We start from the raw sequence: 22,842 nt of genomic DNA on the forward strand, positions 1-22,842 counted from the left end.
TGAATGAACGGGGCCAAGCCTTTTGATCACATCACCTGTGGGAGCGAGCTTGCTCGCGAATGCAATCTGTCAGTGACATGAAGGCTGACTGACCCAGCGCTTTCGCGAGCAAGCTCGCTCCCACAGGTTCCACCTTGCTTAGAAGTGGAAGTTGGTGCTCAACAGTGCCGTACGGCCCGCCGCCTGGTTGGCGAAGTGGGTCGAAAAGGCTTTGTCGTAATAGGTTTCGTTGGTCAGGTTCTGCACGTTGAGTTGCAGGTCGATGTTCTTGGTCAGCTTGTAAGCGGCCATTGCGTCGTAGCGAACATACGAGTCGACCATGGTGGTGTTGGCCACGCTGCCGTAAACGTCGTCGACGTAGAACGCACCGCCACCGATCGTCAGCTTCGGCGTGACCTGGTAAGTGGTCCACAGGCTGGCGCTGTTCTTCGGCGTGTTCGGCAATTCGTTGCCATCGTTGGCCCGGCCCAGTGGACCGCCATCAACTTGTTCGCTGTCCATGAAGGCGTAACCGGCAAACACCTGCCACTTGTCGGTGATCTTGCCGCTGGCCGACAGCTCGATACCTTGCACGCGGGTCTTGCCGGCGTTTTCGTACGAGGTGGTGTCAACTTGCACACGGGCGTTTTCTTTCTCGGTGCGGAAGATGTCAGCGGTCAGCGACAGGCGATCATTGAGCAGATCCCACTTGGTACCGATTTCATAGTTCTTGGTGGTTTCCGGCTCCATGTCGCTGCTCAGCAGGTTGCCAGTGCGATCTGCCGTGCCGCCCAATGGGTTGCCTTCCTGACCTTCACCCAGCGTGTTGCCCGGCGGTGTTGCCGAGGTCGCGTAGGAGGCATAAATGCTGCCGTTCTCTGCTGGCTTGTAGACGACACCAAACTGACCGGTGACGAACTCGCTGGTGTCACTACCCTTGGAGGTGGTGGTGCCAGCGTTGTTGTAGGACTTGTAGCCGGTTTCAAAGTGGTCGTAACGCAGCCCCATGTTCACCAGCCATTGCTCGGACAACTCCAGGGTGTCGAATACATACAGTGCGTAAGTATCGGACTGGGTGTCGGTGCCGGCGTAGTTACGCGAGATCGCGCCGTTCCACGGGTCGTTGGCGTTCGGGTTCGACAGCGAGGTGCAGTTGTAGCCACTGGCTGCGCCGATCAGACCCGGGTTGCAGTTGGTGGTCACGGCGCTGGTGCGCGGCGTGGTGTCAGTGTTGACGTTATACGAAGACTTCTGGCTTTCCTCACGGGTGTATTCAACGCCAGTGGAGAAACTGTTCTTGAAGCCGGCGACGTAGAAGTTGCCGAACAGATCAGTCTGGTTGGTGGTGGTCTCGGTGTTGCTCACCCGAGTATTCGCCCGACGCCAGACCGTGCCGTTGTTGACGTTGCCTTTGCTGTCGTCCGGCTGGGTGAGGATGTAATCCTGCATGCTGGTGCCGTGGCGCAGGGTGTTCTTGATCGTCAGCGAGTCGCTCAGGTCGTGCTCGATGGCGAAGGTCGCGGTGTCAGTGCGGCCCTTGCGGAAGTCGCGATCCAGGCCGTAGAAATTGCTGTGGTCACCGCCGGCGTAAGGCTTGTCCGGGTTGGACTTGGTGCGTGCAGCGGAGCCACCGGCCGGAATGGTGTACGGCACGCCCGAATCCGGGGTGTCGTTGCTTTCGAGATGGTAGTAATCGAGGTTGACGCGGGTGTCGGTGCCCAGGCCAAACGCCAGGGACGGTGCGATACCCCAACGGTCGTAATCGACCTTGTCGCGACCGGCGACGTTGCTCTCGTGGCTCATCAGGTTCAGACGGCCAGCAGCGGTGTCGCTGAACTGGTAGTTGCCGTCAAGGGTGTAGCGCTGGGTCTGGTCGGAACCCCAGGTGAAACCACCGTCGAACGAGTTGCCCAAGTGGGCTTTCTTGCTCACCAGATTGATGCTGCCGCCCGCTGCACCGCGACCGCCAATGGCGGAGTTCGGTCCCTTGCTGACTTCAATGTTTTCCACGGCGAAGATCTCGCGGCTTTGCGAGCCGGTGTCGCGCACGCCGTCGAGGTAGGTGTCGCCCTGCGCGTCGAAGCCGCGAATGAACGGACGATCGCCCTGTGGGTTGCCGCCTTCACCGGCGCCGAAGGTAATGCCCGGCACGGTGCGCAGCGCGTCCTGCATGTTCAGGGCGCCGGTGTCTTTGAGCACTTGTTGCGGAATAACGGTGACCGAGCGCGGCGTGTCGACCAGCGGCGCGGTGTACTTGGGCGAGGAGGCTTTTTCGACCTGGTAGGACGTCGAGTCCTGCGCTTCGCCGGTGATGGCGGTGGCGTCCAGGGCGATGGCATTGCCGGCGGCTTTGCTGTCGGTTTTTTCGGCAGCGAACACCATCTGGCCAGCGGAGCCGGCGGTAATTGCTACGCCGATTGCAGAGGCGAGCAGACGTGGTGAACTGACCGGTAATTGTGCGTGTTGACGTGCCATTTTTATTCCCCTCCCCAAGGATTTGAGGCGGCGGAATATAGGGTAAACAGGTATTCGTATCAATTGCGAAACATTGTTATTCGCACTGAATTTACATTCTTTACAATTTAACCTTACGGTTTTTGCCAGTTCATTCGTCCCCCGGGTTTTACACAGCCAATAAGAATCAATACCATTGCCGCCTCTTTGCCATCAGGTGACATCGCCATGCTGCTGCACATCCCCGCACTGTTCGCGAAAGAAGAAGTGCAGCGCATCCGCGAGGCGCTGGAGCAGGCTGACTGGGCCGATGGCAAGATCACCGCAGGCTTCCAATCCGCCAAGGCCAAGCACAATCTGCAACTGCCTGAAGGCCATCCGCTGGCCAAGGAAGTTGGTGCGGCAATGCTGGAACGGTTGTGGAAAAACCCGCTGTTCATGTCCGCCGCACTGCCGCACAAAGTCTTCCCGCCGTTGGTGAACTGTTATACGGCCGGTGGCAGCTTCGATTTCCACATCGACAACGCCGTGCGCCAGCCCAAGGGCAGCATTGAGCGCGTGCGTACGGATCTGTCGGCCACGCTGTTCTTCAGCGAGCCTGAAGATTACGACGGCGGCGAACTGGAAATCCAGGACACCTACGGCACGCAACGGGTGAAGTTGCCGGCCGGCGACATGGTCTTGTACCCCGGCACCAGCCTGCACAAGGTCAGCGCAGTCACTCGCGGCGCACGTTATGCGTCGTTCTTCTGGACGCAAAGCCTGGTGCGCGAAGATAGCCAGCGCGCGCTGCTGTTCGAGATGGACGGGGCGATCCAGCAGCTCACTCAGGACATGCCTGATCATCCGTCGCTGATTCGCCTCACCGGCACCTATCACAACCTGCTGCGGCGCTGGGTCGAGGTATGACTTTTCAGATACGTCGCGAGGAGGTTCTCAGCGGCGCGCAACTCAGCGCCATGCTCGAAGAGAGCCCGGCACGTGCCGCGCAGGCGATTTTGCTCGCGGCGGGTCAGGGCGAGGTTGAAGCGCAGGCGCTGCTAGGCCAGATCCTGCTGGATGGCCAGGGAATCGCACAGGATCAAGCGCTGGCGCTGCGCTGGTTCGGCATCGCGGCCGGACGCGGGCATCTGATGGCGCGCAACATGCTCGGGCGTTGTCATGAGCATGGTTGGGGGGTGGCTGCGGATGCGTCGGTTGCCGCGCAGCATTATCGAATCGCAGCGGATGCCGGACTGGATTGGGCGATGTACAACCTTGCCAATCTGCTGGCCACCGGGCGGGGTGTCGCGGTGGATCATTCGCAGGCGTTGGTGCTGTATCGATGCGCTGCCGAGCGGGGACATATGAAATCGATGAACCTGCTTGGGCGGTACCTGGAAGAAGGGCAGGCATGCCCGGTGGATGCGGCCGCGGCTCGCGACTGGTATCGGCGCTCGGCTGAGGGTGGTGATTTTCGCGGGCAGTTCAGTTTTGCAGCGGTGCTGGCGGATGAGGGGCTTGTCGAAGAGGCGCTCGACTGGCTGCGCAAGGCGTTGGTCGGGGGCAATGTGAACTTTCTGCGGGTCGCCAGTAAATCATTGATGAAGGCTCAGCACTCACAGATCCGTGCACTGGCGGACGAATATTTATTACGCCTGAATGAGCGGGTTGGCGAGTAGGGGTTTATTGGGGTTGTTAGTGAGCTGAAAGTTTGGCTGATTGTCTAAGTTATCTTGACGATGAGTGATTTTATTCTTTGTTGTCTTGATTTTTAATATATTGACGCTTGTTGGTTGTTATTCTGGTGCTCTAAGGTTTGTTTCGGGTTGGCGATAAGTGGTGTTAGTCAAGTGTCCGCTTCGCTGCCTGTTTGACAAATTAATCCTCCAACTAAGACAAGGAGTCTTTTATGGAATCCAGAACTGACAGCAAAATTTTCGAGGCTGCCGCCAAGGCACCTAAAGCATTTATTAATGCCTCTATGGGCGATGGTGAAGAATACAATCGGGATACCGGTATTCAATTAACCAAAGAGCAGATCGTCAGCTTAAGGAAGTATGAAGTTTTAGGGCTGTCTCTGCCCGTTAGATTGCAAGACGTTATTGCTTATTTGAATTACGGTGCCGGTGATACCGGTGGCGTAGGCCTCAAGCCCGCAGATTTTCTGCGCACCTTTACCACGACGTATGATCACGCCAAACGCTGGTCGCCGTTACGCGAGCAAGTCATGCTCACCGGAACCGACCTGAAGATTTTCGCCGGCAGCATCATCCGTACAGGCAAAGGCATCGTCGAGATTTACGAGGATCTGAAAGCTTCGAGGTATCTGGAAGAACACGATATCAACACGCCGGAACAATATCTGGAACTCAAGCGACAGATCCCCAATCTTCCTGATCTTGCGTTGCCGGCTGGCGATGTTCCGGAGATCAAGGCCTACCTTAACGACATGCTCGGCAAGGTCAGACAGTGCCATGAAAAAGCCGAACGGGTGCGGGCGCAACTGGACAGCTTTGGCATTGATATGCGCGAAAAGGTATTACCGGAGATCAAGCTGCGCCTGGAGTTTGTGTCGAGGAATACCTACCAGGCTGACATTCAGGTCCTCCAGGGTGAGATTGACCAGCGCTCGAAAGAGATCGATGAACTCAACAAGCAGTATGACCAACTGGTTCAGGAAGCAATCAAATCTGCAGCGACCTTGAACATCGGTGGCTTGATTCTGGGTATCTATCAGGGCGTGAAAGCTGAAAAGATCCGCAAAGAGCGAAATGTACTTAAAGAACAACAACAATCGGCCAACCAGAAAATGGCCAGTAAGAGTCAAACACTGAGTTCGTTGAACAAAGTACGCGACGACTTGCAGAACCTAAGCTACGTAACAATCGAAGCAGAAGTCGCCACGCAAAACCTGATGCTGGTATGGAACGCACTAAGCACTTATGTCAGTGCTTCTGTCAAAGAGGCTGACTTGCTCGTGGAAGTAACGTCCTTGCGACGGTTCAAAAACCAGATTCTCGCTATTATTGATCCGTGGGAACAGATTAAAGCGAGTTCTGATCAATTGCTGGGCGTTTTCGCTGCAGCGGATAAAGAGTATGGAAACAGCTTTTCGGTATTCAGGAGCAAGACACTAATGCTATCGCCGTATAACACTAAGACCTACCCCGATTTAGATGTTGCTGCGCTTCGAGAGCATGCTCTTGCGGTTCAGGAACGTAATGTTACAGCGCAAATGTTGTTTGAGCAGTTCAACTATTTGCCGGGCACCGTCCGTACCATGAAAGAACTGGCCGATGCCATCCAGAAAACCGGTTTTGATATCCGTAATCAATCTCAGAACGATGTTATCGCTATGGAACGCGCGCAGACCAAGCTGAAGGGCTTTCAGGCTGAACTTGCGTATCCGGAAGATGCAGACGAAGTCCGTGAAGATATGGAAGCCGAGCTTAAGAGCCTCTCCAAAAAAATCTTCGAACGCTTTGAAGATCTGAAAACTACCCGCAATGGTTTGAGCACGGCCTATGACCGGGCCGCTTCGCAGGAATGGATTGTGGCGCTGCAACAAGACCAGGACATCACGCAAGCGCTGAAAGTAAAAACCGAGGAGAAAGTCATCGCTCTGGAAGCGGAAATGAAATCGGTGGCCGAAGGCATCGACTTGATAGCCAAGGCTGGCGTGGAGAAGATCGGCAAGGAAACGCAGTTATCCCTGGACAGTCTCAAAGCCTTGGGGATGGCGCCACCACAGGTTGCGGTCGCACTGCTGGCCGTCGATACGCTGAAAAAAATCGTCGCCGGTATTGGTGAATCGATTTCTTTCCTGAACATGCTGGCGGGCTACAACAAACTCAGGGACAAGGCAGCTGACTTGCGAGCGCAGGTCAAAAAATACGCCAACGACATCGCCCAGACCGAGGGCAAAATTCAACTGGTCGAGGTTCTCGATCAACTGGATGACGGGCGTTGGAGTTATGTGAATGAATTTTCGAATCTGGTCGCCGGTTTTGAATCGTTCTGTCGGGATTTCAAGCAGGACAAGGTTCAGCCGGTAGAAGACCGTGCAACCGACGCGATTGCCCGGATTACCGACGTGGTCAAGTATCTGAAAGCCGTTCAACAGTAAGGAGTCGGGGCGGTGGGCTGTGCGCCCATCGCCTTTTGAATAGTCATGAATACACTTGCCTATGAATTTTCCGCCGCGCAGCGGCGGGTGCTTGATCGTTACACGGCGTATCTCGGGTCTCTAGTGCCGACGTTTAACAATATTGCCGTGGTATTTGAACGCTGCCGGGCCAGCGGTCATGTCCCCGCCGTGTTAGCCAGTGACTCGCGTTTGATCAACGCTCGATTCAATCAACGCTATCTGCAAGAGTTCTGGGGGCGTACTGAGGAGGCCCGAGACTTATGCAAGGCTTATGTCACGGATCTCACTGTGTTTACCAACGAAACCCGCGACATCGGCAAAAGTAGTTCGAGGAGCGAACTTCTCGATCGAGTGGATTTCAAGTTGTACAGCCTGTCCGCATCGCCAACCTGGAAGTTGTTTCCAGCCACTGACGTACGGGGGCTGATTCACGAGTTGACGTTGCGGTTTTATTCACTTAGGGCGGTGATCCAACAACTGAAATACACCATCGCAGAGGTGCATAACGAGTCGTTCGGATTGCACGCCGTGTTTGTCAGGGCAATGGACCATCGCTCTTGCCAATGCCATGCCCAGCCGACAGTTGCCCAGGAATTGTTCCGCGAGACCCGCACAGCACCGGTTTGGGACGTCGTTTATTCCTCAGGGAATGCAGCCATCCGCGCCGCAGAGTACAAGGCTGATATTGCTCGGTTGTTTGCAGGGTTGGCTTCTGTGAATGCGCAAATCAGCGTGTTTCTCGAGGAGACGTTATTGCGCATAAACACTGCGATCAATGAACTGTTGAAAGCCCAGCGCGTGTCGACACTCAGAGAGTTGAATTTCCAGTTGGCGGCCACGCAAGAAGGGGCCGACGAGTTCATGGCGATGGTCGATCACCTTGAGACATGGTTGCGCAAATAAAAAAAGGCCCATGCATGCATGGGCCTTTTGATTTCAAGCAGTGCTTACACGTAAAACGACTTCAACGGCGGAAAGCCATTGAACTCGACCGCGCTGTAGCTGGTGGTGTACGCACCGGTCGACAGCCAGTACAGACGATCACCGATCGCCAGGTTCAGCGGCAGACCGTACTTGTAGTTCTCGTACATGATGTCGGCGCTGTCGCAAGTCGGGCCGGCGATGACCACTTCTTCCATCTCGCCTTTTTTCTCGGTCCAGATCGGGAACTTGATCGCTTCGTCCATGGTTTCGATCAGGCCGGAGAACTTGCCCACGTCGGTGTACACCCAGCGCTCGACGGCAGTGCGCGACTTGCGTGCAACCAATACCACTTCGCTGACCAGAATACCGGCGTTGGCAATCAACGAACGGCCCGGCTCGAGAATGATTTCCGGCAGGTCATCACCGAAATCTTCCTTCAGGAAGCGGATGATTTCTTCAGCGTAGGTTTCGAGGCTGTTGGTGCGGGTGATGTAGTTGGCCGGGAAGCCACCGCCCATGTTGATCAGCTTCAGATGGATGCCGTCTTCTTCTTTCAAACGCTCGAAGATCACTTTGACCTTGGCGATCGCCGCGTCCCAGACGCTGATGTCGCGCTGTTGCGAACCGACGTGGAAGGAGATGCCGTAAGGCACCAGACCGAGATCGCGAGCGAGGATCAGCAGGTCCATGGCCATGTCGGTCTGGCAGCCGAATTTGCGCGACAGTGGCCAGTCAGCCGTGGTCGAGCCTTCGGTAAGAATCCGCACGTAGACTTTCGAACCCGGTGCAGCCTTGGCGATGTTGCGCAGGTCGGCTTCGGAGTCGGTGGAGAACAGACGCACGCCCTTCTCGTAGAAGTAGCGGATGTCCTTGGATTTCTTGATGGTGTTGCCGTAGCTGATACGGTCGGCGCTGACGCCGCGATCCATCACCTTGTCCAGCTCGTAGATCGAGGCGATGTCGAAGCTCGAACCTTTCTCTTTGAGCAGGTCGATGATCTCGACGGCCGGGTTGGCCTTGACCGCGTAGTAGACCTTGGCGAATTCGAAACCGGCACGCAGGTCATCGTAGGCCTGGCTGATCATCGCGGTGTCGATCACCACGAACGGGGTTTCCTGTTTGTCGGCGAACGCCTTCATTTTGTCGAATGTAGCGCGCGCGAAATAGTCTTCGACCTGGATCGACATACTTGGGACTCCTAGTGGCAAACGTCGTTAATCAATGGGTGCAAATGAACGTCCTCCGTATCCCCACTTTGGTTCGCCTACTTCCCAAGGCATGTCGCCGAAAGCAAAAAGGCCACGGGTGGTTTTACCCTTGGCCTTGCTGTCTCGTCGTCAGTACTTGAGCCGGATGGATCGTTTCCAGCATGGACGTTCGGCGCGAACTTTAGGGCGTGAGGGGCGTGAGATCAACTAAAAATGTCGCGTTTTTGCACGCTTCTGACGTGCGTCGCTTTCATCACTCTTTGTAGCCGACCGAGATGACGGGCAGATGTTCCCCGAGAATTTTGAAGTGTTAAAAATACCTGCACGTTCGCGGATTATGTCGGCGAAGTCGTGGGTAAGTGTGATGGGCGCAACATCGGCGACGTTGGCGGCGAGAGGCGGGTTTGAGGGGGATTTTGGCTGTTTCGAGCAGGAGGTTCGAGAGCAATTCAGAGGGGCGGGTGTTGAGATTCTTTTCCGCATTGTGAATGAAGAAAAAATCACGCAAATCCTGTGGGAGCGAGCCTGCTCGCGAAGACTTTTTCACAGTCGACATCATCGCCGACTGACATTTCGCCTTCGCGAGCAGGCTCGCTACCACAGGTTGTGTATTTTTACGCGACCACCGCCTCAGCCGGCGAGACGATACTGGTCTTCATTCCGCGCGAACGACCCGAGCTCAGATAAGCCGCAATCGACTCCTGCGTCACCTCGCCGAGGAACACCCGCTCGGCATCCATCACCGGCAACCACGCCCGATTGAACTCGTACATGCGCGACAACAGGATGCGCAAATGTTCGTCGTACGCCGCCGTCGCGTTGAATTCACGCAGGAACTGCGCGCACGTGCCGGTCTGACGGTGCAGGTCACGACGACGCACGTAACCCAACGCCTTGTTCTCGGCACATGTGACCACGACATAACGACGGTCATGTTCGTCCATCAACTCCAGCGCATCGGCCACCGGCGTCTCCGGGCTCACCGATGGCGCGTTGTCCGCCGCATCTTCGGCTTTCACCAGCAGCAGACGCTTGAGCGTGCTGTCCTGGCCGACAAAGCTGCTGACAAAGTCGTCTGCCGGGTGCGCGAGCAGCGTGTCCGGATGATCGATCTGCAGCAGTTTGCCGGCGCGGAAGATGGCGATCTTGTCGCCGAGTTTGATCGCTTCGTCGATGTCGTGGCTGACCATGATCACGGTCTTGTTCAGCGCGCGCTGCATCTCGAAGAACTCGTTCTGGATCATCTCGCGGTTGATCGGGTCGACCGCGCCGAACGGTTCGTCCATCAACAGCAGTGGCGCATCCGCCGCCAGCGCGCGGATCACACCGATACGCTGCTGCTGACCACCGGACAACTCTCGCGGATAGCGATGCAGATACTGCTTGGGTTCCAGCTTGATCATGCTCATCAATTCGCGGGCGCGGTCGTGGCATTTCTGTTTGTCCCAGCCGAGCAGTTTCGGCACGACGACGATGTTCTCTTCGATGGTCATGTTCGGGAACAGACCGATCTGCTGGATCACGTAACCGATGTTGCGACGCAGGGTCACCTCGTCCAGATCAGTGGTGTCTTCGCCGTTGATGAGGATCTTGCCCGAGGTCGGTTTGATCAGACGGTTGATCATCTTCAGCGTGGTGCTTTTGCCGCAACCCGAGGGCCCGAGGAACACACAGATTTCGCCTTCATTGACGGTCAGGCTCACCGAATCCACGGCTTTGACGTCTTTGCCGTTGCTTTGGAAAGTTTTGCTGAGGTTTTGAAGTTCGATCATTTGAGCAGTCCTTTTGGAGTCAACGAGCGTTGCAGCCATTGGAGAAACAGGTCAGCGAAAATGGCCAGTAGACTGACCAGCAGCGCGCCGACGATGAGCATCGACATGTCACTGCGGCTGATGGAAGCGAGGATCAACACACCGAGGCCGCCGGCGCCGATGGTCGCGGCGATGGTCATCACGCCGATGTTCATCACCACGGCGGTGCGCACACCGGCGAGGATCACCGGCACGGCAATCGGCAACTCGACCATGCGCAGGCGCTGGCCGAAGGTCATGCCGATGCCGCGTGCGGCTTCACGAATGCCCGGTTCGACGCCAGTGAGGGCGAGGTAGGTGTTGCGCATGATCGGCAGCAGTGAATAAAGGAACACCGCAGTGATCGCCGGCATCGGCCCAAGGCCCTGACCGAACTTGGAGTAGAACGGCAGCAGCAGGCCGAACAGGGCAATCGACGGTACGGTCAGCAGCACCGTGGCGCTGGCTTGCAATGGACCGGCGAGGCTCGGGAAACGCGTCATCAGGATGCCCAGTGGCACGCCAACGACAATCGCCAGGGTCACGGCAATGCCGACGAGGGTGATGTGCTGCCAGGTCAGGTGCATCACCTGCTGCCAGTCGAGGTGGGAAAAGGCGTTCAGAAATTCCATGACTTTTCCTCCTTAGTTGAGTGGGTGCTGGCGCAGGAAATCGGCAGCGACTTTCGAAGGGCTTTCGTGATCGACGTCGACTCGCGCATTGAGCTGGCGCATGGTTTCGTCATCGAACAGTTCGGCCAATGGCTTGAGTTGCTTGGCCAGTTGCGGATGCGCGTCGAGGTAGGCCTGACGCACCACCGGCGCTGCGGTGTAGTCGGGGAAGTAATGCTTGTCGTCTTCCAGCAGCTTGAGGCCGAAGGCGTTGAGGCGACCGTCGGTGGTGTAGACCAGACCGGCAAACACCTGGCCGTTGCGCAGCGCGGTGTAGACCAGACCCGCGTCCATCTGGCGGATGTTCTTGCGGGTCAGGTTCATGCCGTAAAGATCGACCATGCCGATCAGACCGTCGGAGCGGTTGGCGAACTCGGTGTCCAGCGCCACCAGATGATTGGTCTTGGCCTCGGCGCGCAGCACTTCGTTCAACTGACTGATGTTGTTGATCTGCGGATATTGCTCAGCAACTTTTTTTGGCAGCGCGAGGGCGTAGGTGTTGCTGAATTTCGACGGGGTCAGCCAGACCAGGCCTTTTTTCGCGTCGAGTTCTTTCACTCGGGCGTAGGACTGGGCGCTGTCGAGTTTTTCGGTGACATGGTTGTAAGCCACCAGCGATACGCCGGTGTATTCCCAAAGCATGTCCAGTTGTCCGCTTTCGTGGGCGCTGCGGGCAAGGTTGCTGCCCAGACCGCCGGTGATCTGCGCGTCGTAGCCTTTGCTGCGCAGGTATTGCGCGGTGATTTCGGCGAGCAGGGTCTGCTCGGTAAATACTCGTGCGCCGAGGCGGATAACCGGTTTTTCAGCGGCTTGGGCGACGCCTGCGAACAGCAGGATACAGCCCAGAATCAAGCTCAATCGTTTCATAGGTATTCCTTCACAAAGCCTTAAGACGGGCGCAAACCGCGTTCCAGCCAGAGGCGGCTGGCGAGGGTGACGACGCCATCGAGCAGCAAGGCCAGCAGTGCGGTGCACGCGGCGCCGAGCAGCAGTTGCGGCTGATTGTTCAGGGCGATGCCGGGGAAGATCAGGCTGCCGAGGCTGTTGGCGCCGATCAGGAACGCCAGTGGCGCGGTGCCGACGTTGATTGCCAGCGCGACACGTACGCCACCGACGATAATCGGCACAGCGTTGGGCAATTCGACTTTCCACAGCACTTGGCGCGGGGTCATGCCGATGCCGACGGCCGCTTCTTTCAGCGAGCCCTGGACGTTTTTCAGGCCTTCGTAGGTGTTGCGCACAATCGGCAACAGGGAGGCGAGGAACAAAGCGAAGATTGCCGGGCCACTGCCGATGCCGAGGACGCCCAAGGCAATCGCGAGCACGGCCAGCGGAGGCACGGTGTTACCGATATTGAAGATCTGCATGAAGCGTTCAGCGCGGCCGACCATGGTCGGGCGACTGAGAAAGATGCCGGCAGGGATGCCCACGACAAGGGCGGCCAGCATTGAAGCGAGGACGAGAATCAGATGAGCTTGCAGGTAAAACAACAAATCGTCGCGGTAGTGTTCGATCGTGTTGATGCCGATCCAGTGGACCAGCAGGGCCAGGAGCGCGATCACCACCGCACCTCCCATCAGCCCTTTGCCATAGCGGATAGCCACAGGCGGACTCCTTTTTTTGTAGTCGGCGAACGCCCTCCCGTGTGGCATGCCATACATGGCTGCCGGGAATAAACGTTCGCGAGAAGCAGCTCCCTCAGCACCGGCAAAAAGCGGTCTGAAAGCGAGCCATGAGCGCAGCCTCGTCAGGCTAACTTGCTGATTTTTCAGCCCCTGACGAAATTTCGTAACAGGGGATGGACGTCTCCGTGCTTTAAAAGGTTCCCATCTGCGGCAGCATTTGGCCACCCTTAATGTGCTCAACGGTTCGGTTATTGCATCGAGTTGGGCTATAATCGCGGCCCTTTTTTGAATCACCGCCAGGCGATTTCCCATGACCAACCAGGCCGCCGAAGTCGCGAAACGCCGCACTTTCGCCATTATTTCCCACCCCGATGCCGGTAAAACCACGATCACCGAAAAGCTCCTGTTGATGGGCAAGGCGATTGCAGTGGCCGGTACGGTGAAATCCCGTAAATCCGATCGCCATGCGACATCCGACTGGATGGAGATGGAGAAACAACGGGGTATTTCCATTACCACGTCGGTCATGCAGTTCCCGTATCGCGAGCACATGATCAACCTGCTCGACACCCCGGGCCACGAAGACTTCTCCGAAGACACCTACCGCACCCTGACAGCGGTGGACTCGGCATTGATGGTTCTCGACGGCGGTAAAGGTGTCGAGCCACGGACCATTGCGCTGATGGACGTCTGCCGTCTGCGTGACACGCCGATCGTCAGTTTCATCAACAAACTCGACCGTGACATCCGCGACCCGATCGAACTGCTCGACGAAATCGAAGCCGTTCTGAAGATCAAGGCCGCGCCGATCACCTGGCCGATCGGTTGCTACCGCGACTTCAAGGGCGTGTACCACCTGGCTGACGACTACATCATTGTCTACACCGCCGGTCACGGTCACGAACGCACGGAAACCAAGATCATCGAGAAACTCGACTCCGACGAGGCGCGCGCGCACCTGGGCGACGAGTACGAGCGTTTCATCGAGCAGCTGGAACTGGTTCAAGGCGCCTGCCACGAATTCAACCAGCAGGAATTCCTCGACGGTCAACTGACCCCGGTGTTCTTCGGTACGGCACTGGGCAACTTCGGTGTTGACCACGTACTTGACGCCGTTGTTGATTGGGCGCCGCGTCCGCTGGCCCGTGTCGCTAACGAGCGTACCGTTGAGCCGGTGGAAGAGAAGTTCTCGGGCTTCATCTTCAAGATCCAGGCGAACATGGACCCGAAACACCGCGACCGCATCGCCTTCATGCGCATTTGCTCCGGCAAGTACGAAAAAGGCATGAAGATGCGCCACGTGCGCACCGGCAAGGACGTGCGCATCGGCGACGCCCTGACGTTCTTCTCTTCTGAGCGTGAACAGCTGGAAGAAGCCTTTGCCGGCGACATCATCGGTCTGCACAACCACGGCACGATCCAGATTGGCGATACCTTCAGTGAAGGTGAAACCCTCGGGTTTACCGGCATTCCGCACTTTGCGCCGGAGCTGTTCCGTCGTGTGCGTCTGCGTGATCCGCTGAAGTCCAAGCAGTTGCGTCAGGGTCTGCAGCAACTGGCTGAAGAGGGCGCGACGCAGGTGTTTTTCCCGGAGCGCAGCAACGACATCATTCTGGGCGCCGTGGGTGTGCTGCAGTTTGATGTGGTCGCCAGCCGTTTGAAGGAGGAATACAAGGTTGAGTGCTCTTACGAGCCGATCACTGTGTATTCCGCGCGCTGGATTGAATGCAGCGACAAGAAGAAGCTCGAAGAATTCTCCAACAAGGCTGTGGAAAACCTGGCGGTCGACGGTGGTGGTCACCTGACTTACCTTGCGCCGACGCGGGTTAACCTGGCGTTGATGGAAGAGCGTTGGCCGGATGTGAAGTTCCGGGCGACGCGTGAGCATCATTAAGCGCTGAGCTGAGTTGTTCGAAAGCCCCTGAGGTGTAGGCCTTGGGGGCTTTTTTTGTCTGCTGGTTTTAGGTGTATATCCGTTTTTTGGGTGATGGCGGCTTAGGGTTCCGCCCTTACGGCGGGTCACTTTTTCCAGACGCCGAAAAAGTAACCAAAAAGGCTTGCTCCTGCGTGCGGCCCGCTCGCAGGGGCTCGGGGTTCCTTCGCTGCGGGATCGATCCGGGCGCAGCGTCTCCGGTTTGCTTCGCTGCACCTACTCCCGCTGTGTTTGGCTGCGCCAAACGGTCGCTGCGCTCCTACCCCCGGATCAATCCCTCCACTCAGCCTGCCGACGTCGCCCGTGGATCAAGATCAAGAGCAGGCGAGCTGACACTCGGCCTATTGAGTGGTGAAGAGCGCGGGTGTTCGGCTTTTGATTTGCGTTGTTGCTGCCCCTCATCGGAACGCCGCCCGCCCAGCCCTCTCCCGAGGGAGAGGGGGCCGATTTGTGTGTTTTTCAAAGCCTGAGTTCAACTCGGTATTTCACGTCGGCGTAGCTCGCCCAAACACCTCGGTCAGTCCCCTCTCCCTCCGGGAGAGGGTTAGGGTGAGGGGCTTTTGATCTTCGGCACGGGTTTATCGCACGCAATGGCTGTAGGAAGACTCGGTTTTTCGTGATCTCGATGCACTTGAACGCGACAACCAGCCTGCTGGCCGTTAGTGTTCCAGCTCCACGCAAGTCGCTTTGAGAGGTCAACGGAATGACGAGTCGGCTGACTCACCTGCTACGGCTGAACGGCTATTTCGGCGTAATGGCCTGGGTGCTCGCGGCGCTGTTGTTCATCAATCGCCTGAGCAGCATGGTCAAGCTGTTCATGGCGTTGTACCTGCGTCAGGAACTGGGGCTGGCGATCGAGACGGTTGGCTGGTTGTTGTCGGCGTACGGTGCGGGTTTGCTGGTCGGTTCGATGCTCGGGGGTTGGCTCAGTGATCATGTGCGCACGGCGCGACTGACGGCGGCGTTGTTCTTTGTTTCGGTGTGGGTGCTGATGCTGCTGGGGTTGGTCACGCAAGTGCCGTTGCTCGCTGCATTGTTGTTGCTCAGCGGAACCATCGATGGGGCTATTCGCACGCTGCATCAGCGGCTGATCATGGAATATTGCGAGGTGGCGCAGCGCTCGCGTGCGCAGGCGTTGAGCCGGGTTGCGCGCAACCTTGGGATGGCCGCCGCCGGTGTGGCGGGCGGGGTGTTGGCGCAGACCGATTTTCGCTGGGTATTTTTCGGCAGCGCGGCGATGACGTTGCTGGCCTTGCTGTGGTTTGTCCGCACCACGTGGCAGCGTCCGGTGCTGATCAATGAAGAGTCATCCACAGTCGGCGCCGGTGGTTCGGGTGTGCCGTATCGCGACAAACCCTTCCTCTGGTTGCTGGCGGCGACCGCCGTGCTCGGTATCGCGTTTGATACGGTCTACAGCACACTGGGTAATTATCTGCGTGATTACTATCACTTGAGCACTGAGGCGATCGGTTGGCAGTTCGGCCTCAATGCGTTGCTGGTGATCGCCCTGCAGATTCCGCTGTCGCACTGGGGCGAACGTTGGGGCATGCGTCGGCAAATGCTCGCGGGGAGTTTACTGCTGGCGTGCGGGCTGGGCATGTTGCCATTCGGTTCCGGGCTGGCGTTCGTCTGCCTGTCGACGCTGATCTGGACCTTGGGTGAGGCGTTTTTCATGCCGCCGCTGAATGTGCTGGCCATGCGCTTTGCCCAGGGTGGTAAAAGCGGTCAGTACTTTGGCCTGTTCTTTATGAGCTGGAGCGCCAGTGCGCTGTTGTCACCGGTACTCAGTGGCCAGTTATATGGTCAATTCGGTGGCCACAGTGTGTGGCTGGCGAGTGCGCTGATGGTGTTGATTTCCATGCCGTTGACTTGGCAGGCCACGCGATCACTCGGTGGCGCTTAGCTGTTGCGGCTATGAGCATTATTCGAAAACTGTCTTTCCATGAAGGGCATTTCTGCCCGCTCGTTAGCGTCCTATCTGGTGAACCCGATGGATCGGAACTAGATTTCACACAGCGCCAGTCAGGCACGAATGTCTCACCTGAAAAAGGATGGAGTCGTTATGAAAAGCAGATTGCTACGGGTTTTATTGCTGTTGAAAGTGATGGTCATGCTGTCCCTCGGCACCGCGACGGCCTGGGCCGAGTGCGAGGATCACGATTCTCAGGCGTTCAACGGAAAGGTTGGGCACAGCGGCTTGATGCTGGCCAAGTCTGAATCCGAACCGGGCGATCAGGGGCAGGGTGGCAGCGCCGATGACGACGACTCGACCACTGACGAGCCGGATACCGACGATGAGGGCGACAGCCAGACGTAAATTGCAGGCAAAAGAAAACCCCTACTGCCTCGACTGATGCGCAATCGAGGTGGGAGGGGTTTGCTCAACACTTCACGCTGTTTGAAATGCGATCCCTTGTAGGAGTGAGCCTGCTCGCGATAGCGGTGGATCAGTCGATGAGGATGTTGACTGAAATAACGCCATCGCGAGCAGGCTCACTCCTACAGGTTTCGTGTCGGCCTCCAGATTTGCTTACGCCGCGCCGTCGAGGAACTGCTCGGCGTAGTGGCAAGCCACCTGCCGGCTGTCGAGCTGGCGCAACGCCGGCTCTTCCGTGCTGCAACGCTCGGTCGCGTACGGGCAGCGCTTGTGGAAAGCGCAGCCCGGTGGCGGGTTCAGCGGGTTCGGCAGTTCGCCGACGATCTTGATTTTCGGCTTGTTCGGGTCCGGGTGAATGGTCGGGGTCGCCGACAGCAGCGCCTGGGTGTACGGGTGCAGTGGACGCTCGTAAATGTCGTTCTTCGGCCCCAGTTCCACCGGGCGACCGAGGTACATCACCATCACGTCATCGGCCACATGCTGCACCACCGCGAGGTTGTGCGAAATGAACACGTAGGCGGTGTTGAACTCCTGCTGCAGATCCATGAACAGGTTGAGCACCTGCGCCTGAATCGACACGTCGAGCGCCGAAGTCGGTTCATCCGCCACCAGCACTTTCGGTTGCAACATCATGGCGCGAGCCAGGGCGATACGCTGACGCTGACCGCCGGAGAACATGTGCGGATAACGCTGGTAGTGCTCGGGACGCAAGCCGACCTGCTTCATCATCGCCTGGACTTTTTCGCGACGTTCGGCGGCGGAAAGGTTGGTGTTGATCAGCAGCGGCTCGCCGAGCTGGTCACCGACTTTCTGCCGTGGGTTCAACGACGCGTACGGGCTTTGGAAGACCATCTGCACGTCTTTGCGCAGTTGCTTGCGTTGCGCCTTGTCGGCGCCGGCGACTTCCTGGCCGGCAATTTTCAGCGAGCCGGACGACGGATCTTCAATCAGCGTCAATGCGCGGGCGAGGGTGGATTTGCCGCAGCCCGACTCGCCTACAACGGCGAGGGTCTTGCCGGCTTCCAGTTCGAACGACACACCGTTGAGTGCGCGCACGGTCGCGTGGCCCTTGAACAGGCCACGGGAGACTTCGTAGTGACGGGTCAGGTCGCGGGCGGTAAGTACGACGGCCATTACGCCACCTCCTGGTTCAGCGGGAAGAAGCAGCGGGCGAGGCTGTGGCTTTTCGGATCAAGACCTGGACGCTGCGTGCGGCAGCTGTCCTGCACGTACGGGCAGCGCGGCGACAGCAGGCAACCCTGCGGACGGTCGTAACGGCCCGGGACGATACCCGGCAACGTCGACAGGCGTGAGGCGCCGAGGCTGTGCTCTGGAATCGCCTTGAGCAGCGCTTCGCTGTACGGATGCGCCGGGATGTCGAACAGTTGTGGCACCTGACCGACTTCAACGGCTTGACCTGCGTACATCACGCAGACGCGCTGGGCGGTTTCTGCCACAACCGCGAGGTCGTGAGTGATCAGCACCAGGCCCATGTTCTGTTCTTTCTGCAACGCCAGCAGCAGATCCATGATCTGTGCCTGAATCGTCACGTCGAGTGCCGTGGTCGGTTCGTCGGCAATCAACAGTTTCGGCTCGCCGGCAATCGCCATGGCAATCGCAACACGCTGGCTCATACCGCCGGACAGTTGATGCGGGTAGGCGTCCATACGGCTGGCGGCGCCCGGGATTTCGACTTTTTCCAGCAGTTCGATCGCACGTTTGCGCGCTTGCTTGCCGGACATTTTCAGGTGCAGACGCAGCACTTCTTCAATCTGGAAGCCGACGGTGTAGCTTGGGTTCAGTGCGGTCATAGGGTCCTGAAAGACCATCGACAAATCTTTGCCGACGATTTGCCGACGCTGACGGTTGCTCAGTTTGAGCATGTCTTTGCCGTCGAAGCTGAGCGAGTCGGCGGTGACGATGCCGGGGTGCTCGATCAGGCCCATCAGCGCCATCATGGTCACGGATTTACCCGAACCCGACTCGCCAACGATGGCCAGTACTTCGCCTTTGTCGACTTTCAAATCGAGGCCATCGACCACCGGGGTCGCGGTCTTGTCGCCGAAGCGAACGTTGAGATTCTTGATTTCTAACAATGACATGGGAATCTCCTCAGGCGGCGTTCTTGAGTTTCGGGTCCAGCGCATCGCGCAGACCGTCGCCCATCAAGTTGATTGCCAGCACGCTGAGCAAAATGGTCAAACCAGGCAGACTCACCACCCACCAGGCGCGTTCGATGTAGTCGCGGGCCGAGGCCAGCATGGTGCCCCACTCCGGGGTTGGCGGTTGTACGCCAAGGCCAAGGAAGCCCAGTGCCGCAGCGTCGAGAATCGCCGAGGAGAAGCTCAAGGTCGCCTGCACGATCAGCGGCGCCATGCAGTTCGGCAGCACGGTGATGAACATCAGACGTGGCAGACCGGCACCGGCCAGGCGCGCGGCGGTCACGTAGTCGCGGTTCAGTTCGCCCATCACCGCAGCGCGGGTCAGACGCACGTAGGACGGCAAGGACACCACAGCAATGGCGATCACGGTGTTGATCAGGCCAGGGCCGAGGATGGCGACAATCGCCACAGCCAGCAGCAGCGACGGCAGGGCGAGCATGATGTCCATCAGACGCATGATGGTCGGGCCGATCATCTTCGGGAAGAAACCGGCGAACAGGCCGAGCAGGATCCCCGGAATCAGCGACATCACCACCGACGACAGGCCGATCAGCAGCGACAGGCGCGAGCCCTGGATCAGACGTGACAGCAGGTCACGACCCAGTTCATCGGTGCCGAGCAGGAACTGCATCTGCCCGCCTTCCAGCCAGGCCGGTGGCGTCAGCAGGAAGTCGCGGTATTGCTCGCTCGGGTTGTGCGGCGCGACCCACGGCGCGAACAGCGCGCAGAAAATCACCAGCAACATGAACAGCAGGCCGGCAACCGCGCCTTTGTTTTTCGAGAAGGCTTGCCAGAATTCTTTGTACGGTGACGGGTACAGCAGGCTTTGATCCGCGTTGGCGGCGGTGGCTACTGAGGATGTTGGAGTGCTCATGGTTATTGACCTCAGCGCTGATGACGGATGCGTGGGTTGGCAAAGCCGTAGAGGATGTCCACTACGAAGTTGACCAGAATCACCAGGCAGGCGATTAACAGGATGCCGTTTTGCACAACCGGGTAGTCCCGGGCGCCGATGGCTTCGATCAGCCATTTACCGATGCCGGGCCAGGAGAAAATGGTTTCGGTCAGAACTGCGCCGGCCAGCAGCGTGCCGACTTGCAGGCCGACCACGGTCAGCACCGGAATCAGTGCGTTACGCAGACCGTGCACGAACACCACGCGCGACGGCGACAGGCCTTTGGCCTTGGCGGTGCGGATGTAGTCTTCGCGCAGCACTTCGAGCATCGACGAACGGGTCATCCGCGCGATCACCGCCAGCGGAATGGTGCCGAGGACGATGGCCGGCAGGATCAGGTGATGCAGCGCGTCGAAGAATGCCCCGACGTCATCGGCCAGCAGCGTATCGATCAGCATGAAACCGGTGCGCGGCTCGATGTCATAGAGCAAGTCGATCCGTCCGGAAACCGGGGTCCAGCCCAGGCTCACCGAGAAGAACATGATCAGGATCAGGCCCCACCAGAAGATCGGCATCGAATACCCCGCGAGGGAGATGCCCATCACCCCGTGGTCGAACAGCGATCCTCGCTTGAGTGCCGCGATCACCCCGGCCAGAAGACCGAGAATGCCGGCGAACAGCAGGGCGGCCATGGACAGTTCCAGGGTCGCCGGGAAGAGAGAGGTGAACTCGGTCCATACGCTTTCACGCGTACGCAGGGATTCGCCGAGATCGCCTTGAGCCAGTTTGCCGATGTAGTCCAGATACTGGGCATACAACGGTTTGTTCAGACCTAGGCGTTCCATTGCCTGAGCGTGCATTTCGGGGTCGACCCGACGTTCGCCCATCATCACTTCCACGGGGTCGCCCGGAATCATGCGAATCAACGCGAAAGTCAGCAAGGTGATGCCGAAAAACGTGGGGATCAACAACCCCAGTCGGCGGGCAATAAAACTAAACATCGTGTGTGGTACCTCATCAGCCGGTTAGGCGTGCCCGGCATCCCTGGGGTCAGGGACGCCGGGAGTTTCTTATCTACTTCACCTGGGTAGTGGCGAAGTTATTAGTGGTGAGAGGGCTGATGTGATAACCCTCTACGTTGTTGCGCATTGCGGTAAACATCCTGGTGTGGGCCATGCTGATCCATGGCTGATCCTGATTAAACAATACTTGCGCCTGTTCGTAGAGCGCGGCGCGTTCGGCCGGATCTACTTTAGCCCGTGCTTCATCCAGCAGTGCCTGGAATTTCTCGTTGCACCAGCGAGCGTAGTTCTCGCCATTTTTTGCTGCTTCGCAACTGAGCATAGGCGTCAGGAAGTTATCCGGGTCGCCGTTGTCACCCGCCCATCCGGCCGAGACCATATCGTGTTCACCGGCCTTGGCGCGTTTAAGCATTTCGCCCCATTCCATCACGCGGATGTCGATCTTGATCCCGACTTTCGCCAGGTCAGCCTGCATCATTTGCGCGCCGAGCATCGGGTTGGGGTTGGTCGGGCCGCCGCCGTTGCGGGTAAACAGGGTAAACACGGTGCCTTCCGGAACCCCGGCTTCCTTGAGCAGGGCGCGAGCCTTGTCGAGGTCACGCGGCGGGTTCTTCAGGTCGTGGTTGTAGCCCAGCAGCGTGTCCGGGTACGGGTTGACCGCGACGGTCGCATTGCCCGGGCCAAACAGCGCGTTGACGTAGGCCGCTTTGTCGAAGGCAATATCGATCGCCTTACGCACACGCACGTCGCTCATGTACTTGTGCTGGGTGTTCATGGCGATATACGAAACGGTCATCGCGTTCAGCTCATCGACCTTGAGCTTGGCGTCTTTCTTGATGCTCGGGATGTCATCCGGTTTCGGATACAGCGCGATCTGGCACTCGTTGGCCTTGAGCTTCTGCAGGCGCACGTTGTTGTCAGTGGCGATCGCCAGAATCAGCGCGTCGGCCGGTGGCTTGCCACGGAAATAGTCCGGGTTGGCCTTGAAACGTACCTGCGCATCCTTGGCATAACGCTGGAAGATGAACGGACCGGTGCCGACCGGCTTGTTATTGAGGTCGCCGGTCTTGTTGGCCTTGAGCAACTGATCGGCGTACTCGGCGGAATAAATGGCGGTGAACGGCATCGCAACGTCGGCCAGGAACGGCGCTTCGCGACGTGTCAGGGTGAACTTGACCGTTTGGTCATCGACTTTTTCGACGCTTTTGAGCAGTTCCTTGAAGCCCATGCTTTCAAAGTACGGGAAGCCCACGCTCGACAGTTTGTGCCACGGGTGATTCGGGTCCAGCTGACGCTGGAAGCTCCAAAGCACGTCGTCGGCGTTCATGTCACGGGTCGGCTTGAAGTATTCGGTGGTGTGAAACTTGACGCCTTTGCGCAGGTGGAACGTGTACGTCAGACCGTCTTCGCTGATTTCCCAGGTATCTGCCAGGGCCGGAACGATTTCCGTCGTGCCAGGCTTGAAGTCCACCAGGCGGTTGAAGATGGTTTCGGCCACAGCGTCCGCCGTGACTGCAGTTGTGTACTGGACCATATCGAAGCCTTCCGGACTGGCTTCGGTGCAGACCACCAAGGGTTTGGCCGAGACGCCAACAGCGACACTCAGCAACGCAGCCGCGATGGCCGCACGTAGGGGAAGCATTTTCATCGATAACCCTCTGCAATCGGTTGAA

The 22,842-nt window shown here is 58.0% G+C and carries 18 protein-coding genes; 7 read left to right on the forward strand and 11 right to left on the reverse strand.

Annotated elements, in window-relative coordinates; all coding sequences use genetic code 11:
- Window positions 1-138 precede the first annotated feature (138 nt).
- Window positions 139-2,454 carry a TonB-dependent siderophore receptor gene (locus tag U6037_RS03990; RefSeq protein ID WP_322845880.1) on the reverse strand — a complete coding sequence of 772 codons (2,316 nt, stop codon included), beginning with the start codon at window positions 2,452-2,454 and terminating at the stop codon, window positions 139-141.
- Window positions 2,455-2,661: 207 nt separating this feature from the next.
- Here U6037_RS03990 and U6037_RS03995 point away from each other — a divergent pair, with 207 nt between their 5' ends.
- The 4 genes from U6037_RS03995 to U6037_RS04010 all read left to right on the forward strand — a co-directional run bounded on the left by U6037_RS03995 (window position 2,662) and on the right by U6037_RS04010 (window position 7,465).
- Window positions 2,662-3,342: a Fe2+-dependent dioxygenase gene (locus U6037_RS03995; RefSeq protein ID WP_322845881.1), complete on the forward strand. Its 681-nt coding sequence runs from the start codon at window positions 2,662-2,664 to the stop codon at window positions 3,340-3,342.
- The gene (locus U6037_RS04000; RefSeq protein ID WP_322845882.1) at window positions 3,339-4,094 is read left to right on the forward strand and encodes a tetratricopeptide repeat protein; all 756 of its coding nucleotides are present in this window, start codon (window positions 3,339-3,341) and stop codon (window positions 4,092-4,094) included. Before U6037_RS03995 ends, U6037_RS04000 begins: the two co-directional genes overlap by 4 nt.
- Before the next feature lie 230 nt (window positions 4,095-4,324).
- Window positions 4,325-6,541: an alpha-xenorhabdolysin family binary toxin subunit A gene (locus U6037_RS04005; protein ID WP_322845883.1), complete on the forward strand. Its 2,217-nt coding sequence runs from the start codon at window positions 4,325-4,327 to the stop codon at window positions 6,539-6,541.
- Window positions 6,542-6,586: 45 nt separating this feature from the next.
- Window positions 6,587-7,465, forward strand: a complete 879-nt coding sequence (locus U6037_RS04010) for a hypothetical protein (RefSeq protein WP_322845884.1) — start codon at window positions 6,587-6,589, stop codon at window positions 7,463-7,465.
- Between the two features lie 44 nt (window positions 7,466-7,509).
- Here U6037_RS04010 and U6037_RS04015 read toward each other — a convergent pair whose 3' ends face one another.
- The 5 genes from U6037_RS04015 to U6037_RS04035 form a co-directional block, all read right to left on the reverse strand.
- Window positions 7,510-8,673: a type III PLP-dependent enzyme gene (locus U6037_RS04015; protein ID WP_016986476.1), complete on the reverse strand. Its 1,164-nt coding sequence runs from the start codon at window positions 8,671-8,673 to the stop codon at window positions 7,510-7,512.
- Between the two features lie 635 nt (window positions 8,674-9,308).
- On the reverse strand, window positions 9,309-10,466 hold the full coding sequence (locus tag U6037_RS04020) for a betaine/proline/choline family ABC transporter ATP-binding protein (protein ID WP_016986352.1): 1,158 nt from the start codon (window positions 10,464-10,466) through the stop codon (window positions 9,309-9,311).
- Complete coding sequence (locus U6037_RS04025; RefSeq protein ID WP_123534029.1) at window positions 10,463-11,116, reverse strand: ABC transporter permease; 654 nt, start codon at window positions 11,114-11,116, stop codon at window positions 10,463-10,465. Before U6037_RS04025 ends, U6037_RS04020 begins: the two co-directional genes overlap by 4 nt.
- Window positions 11,117-11,128: 12 nt before the next feature.
- Window positions 11,129-12,022, reverse strand: a complete 894-nt coding sequence (locus U6037_RS04030) for a glycine betaine ABC transporter substrate-binding protein (RefSeq protein ID WP_322845885.1) — start codon at window positions 12,020-12,022, stop codon at window positions 11,129-11,131.
- A 20-nt stretch (window positions 12,023-12,042) separates the two neighbouring features.
- Complete coding sequence (locus tag U6037_RS04035) at window positions 12,043-12,732, reverse strand: ABC transporter permease (RefSeq protein WP_169844036.1); 690 nt, start codon at window positions 12,730-12,732, stop codon at window positions 12,043-12,045.
- 358 nt (window positions 12,733-13,090) lie between these two features.
- Here U6037_RS04035 and U6037_RS04040 point away from each other — a divergent pair, with 358 nt between their 5' ends.
- The 3 genes from U6037_RS04040 to U6037_RS04050 all read left to right on the forward strand — a co-directional run bounded on the left by U6037_RS04040 (window position 13,091) and on the right by U6037_RS04050 (window position 17,030).
- Window positions 13,091-14,674 carry a peptide chain release factor 3 gene (locus U6037_RS04040; protein WP_007915312.1) on the forward strand — a complete coding sequence of 528 codons (1,584 nt, stop codon included), beginning with the start codon at window positions 13,091-13,093 and terminating at the stop codon, window positions 14,672-14,674.
- A gap of 742 nt (window positions 14,675-15,416) precedes the next feature.
- Window positions 15,417-16,616, forward strand: coding sequence for an MFS transporter (locus U6037_RS04045; protein WP_322845886.1), 1,200 nt, complete (start codon window positions 15,417-15,419; stop codon window positions 16,614-16,616).
- A gap of 159 nt (window positions 16,617-16,775) precedes the next feature.
- Window positions 16,776-17,030 (forward strand): hypothetical protein, encoded by a 255-nt coding sequence (locus U6037_RS04050; RefSeq protein ID WP_322845887.1) that lies wholly within the window; start codon window positions 16,776-16,778, stop codon window positions 17,028-17,030.
- Between the two features lie 213 nt (window positions 17,031-17,243).
- On the opposite strand, the gene U6037_RS04055 is transcribed toward U6037_RS04050, so the two are convergent.
- The 5 genes from U6037_RS04055 to U6037_RS04075 all read right to left on the reverse strand — a co-directional run bounded on the left by U6037_RS04055 (window position 17,244) and on the right by U6037_RS04075 (window position 22,817).
- Entirely contained in the window at window positions 17,244-18,224 is a 981-nt protein-coding gene (locus tag U6037_RS04055; RefSeq protein ID WP_007917625.1) for a peptide ABC transporter ATP-binding protein, read from the reverse strand.
- Window positions 18,224-19,192 (reverse strand): ABC transporter ATP-binding protein, encoded by a 969-nt coding sequence (locus U6037_RS04060; RefSeq protein ID WP_322845888.1) that lies wholly within the window; start codon window positions 19,190-19,192, stop codon window positions 18,224-18,226. The genes U6037_RS04055 and U6037_RS04060 overlap by 1 nt, the downstream gene beginning before the upstream one ends.
- A gap of 10 nt (window positions 19,193-19,202) precedes the next feature.
- Window positions 19,203-20,126, reverse strand: a complete 924-nt coding sequence (locus tag U6037_RS04065; RefSeq protein WP_034154447.1) for an ABC transporter permease subunit — start codon at window positions 20,124-20,126, stop codon at window positions 19,203-19,205.
- A gap of 11 nt (window positions 20,127-20,137) precedes the next feature.
- Window positions 20,138-21,148 (reverse strand): ABC transporter permease subunit, encoded by a 1,011-nt coding sequence (locus U6037_RS04070; RefSeq protein ID WP_007917620.1) that lies wholly within the window; start codon window positions 21,146-21,148, stop codon window positions 20,138-20,140.
- Between the two features lie 73 nt (window positions 21,149-21,221).
- Window positions 21,222-22,817, reverse strand: coding sequence for an ABC transporter substrate-binding protein (locus tag U6037_RS04075; protein ID WP_322845889.1), 1,596 nt, complete (start codon window positions 22,815-22,817; stop codon window positions 21,222-21,224).
- Between the last annotated feature and the right edge of the window lie 25 nt (window positions 22,818-22,842).

The organism is Pseudomonas sp. B33.4 (assembly GCF_034555375.1).
Classification (GTDB): domain Bacteria; phylum Pseudomonadota; class Gammaproteobacteria; order Pseudomonadales; family Pseudomonadaceae; genus Aquipseudomonas.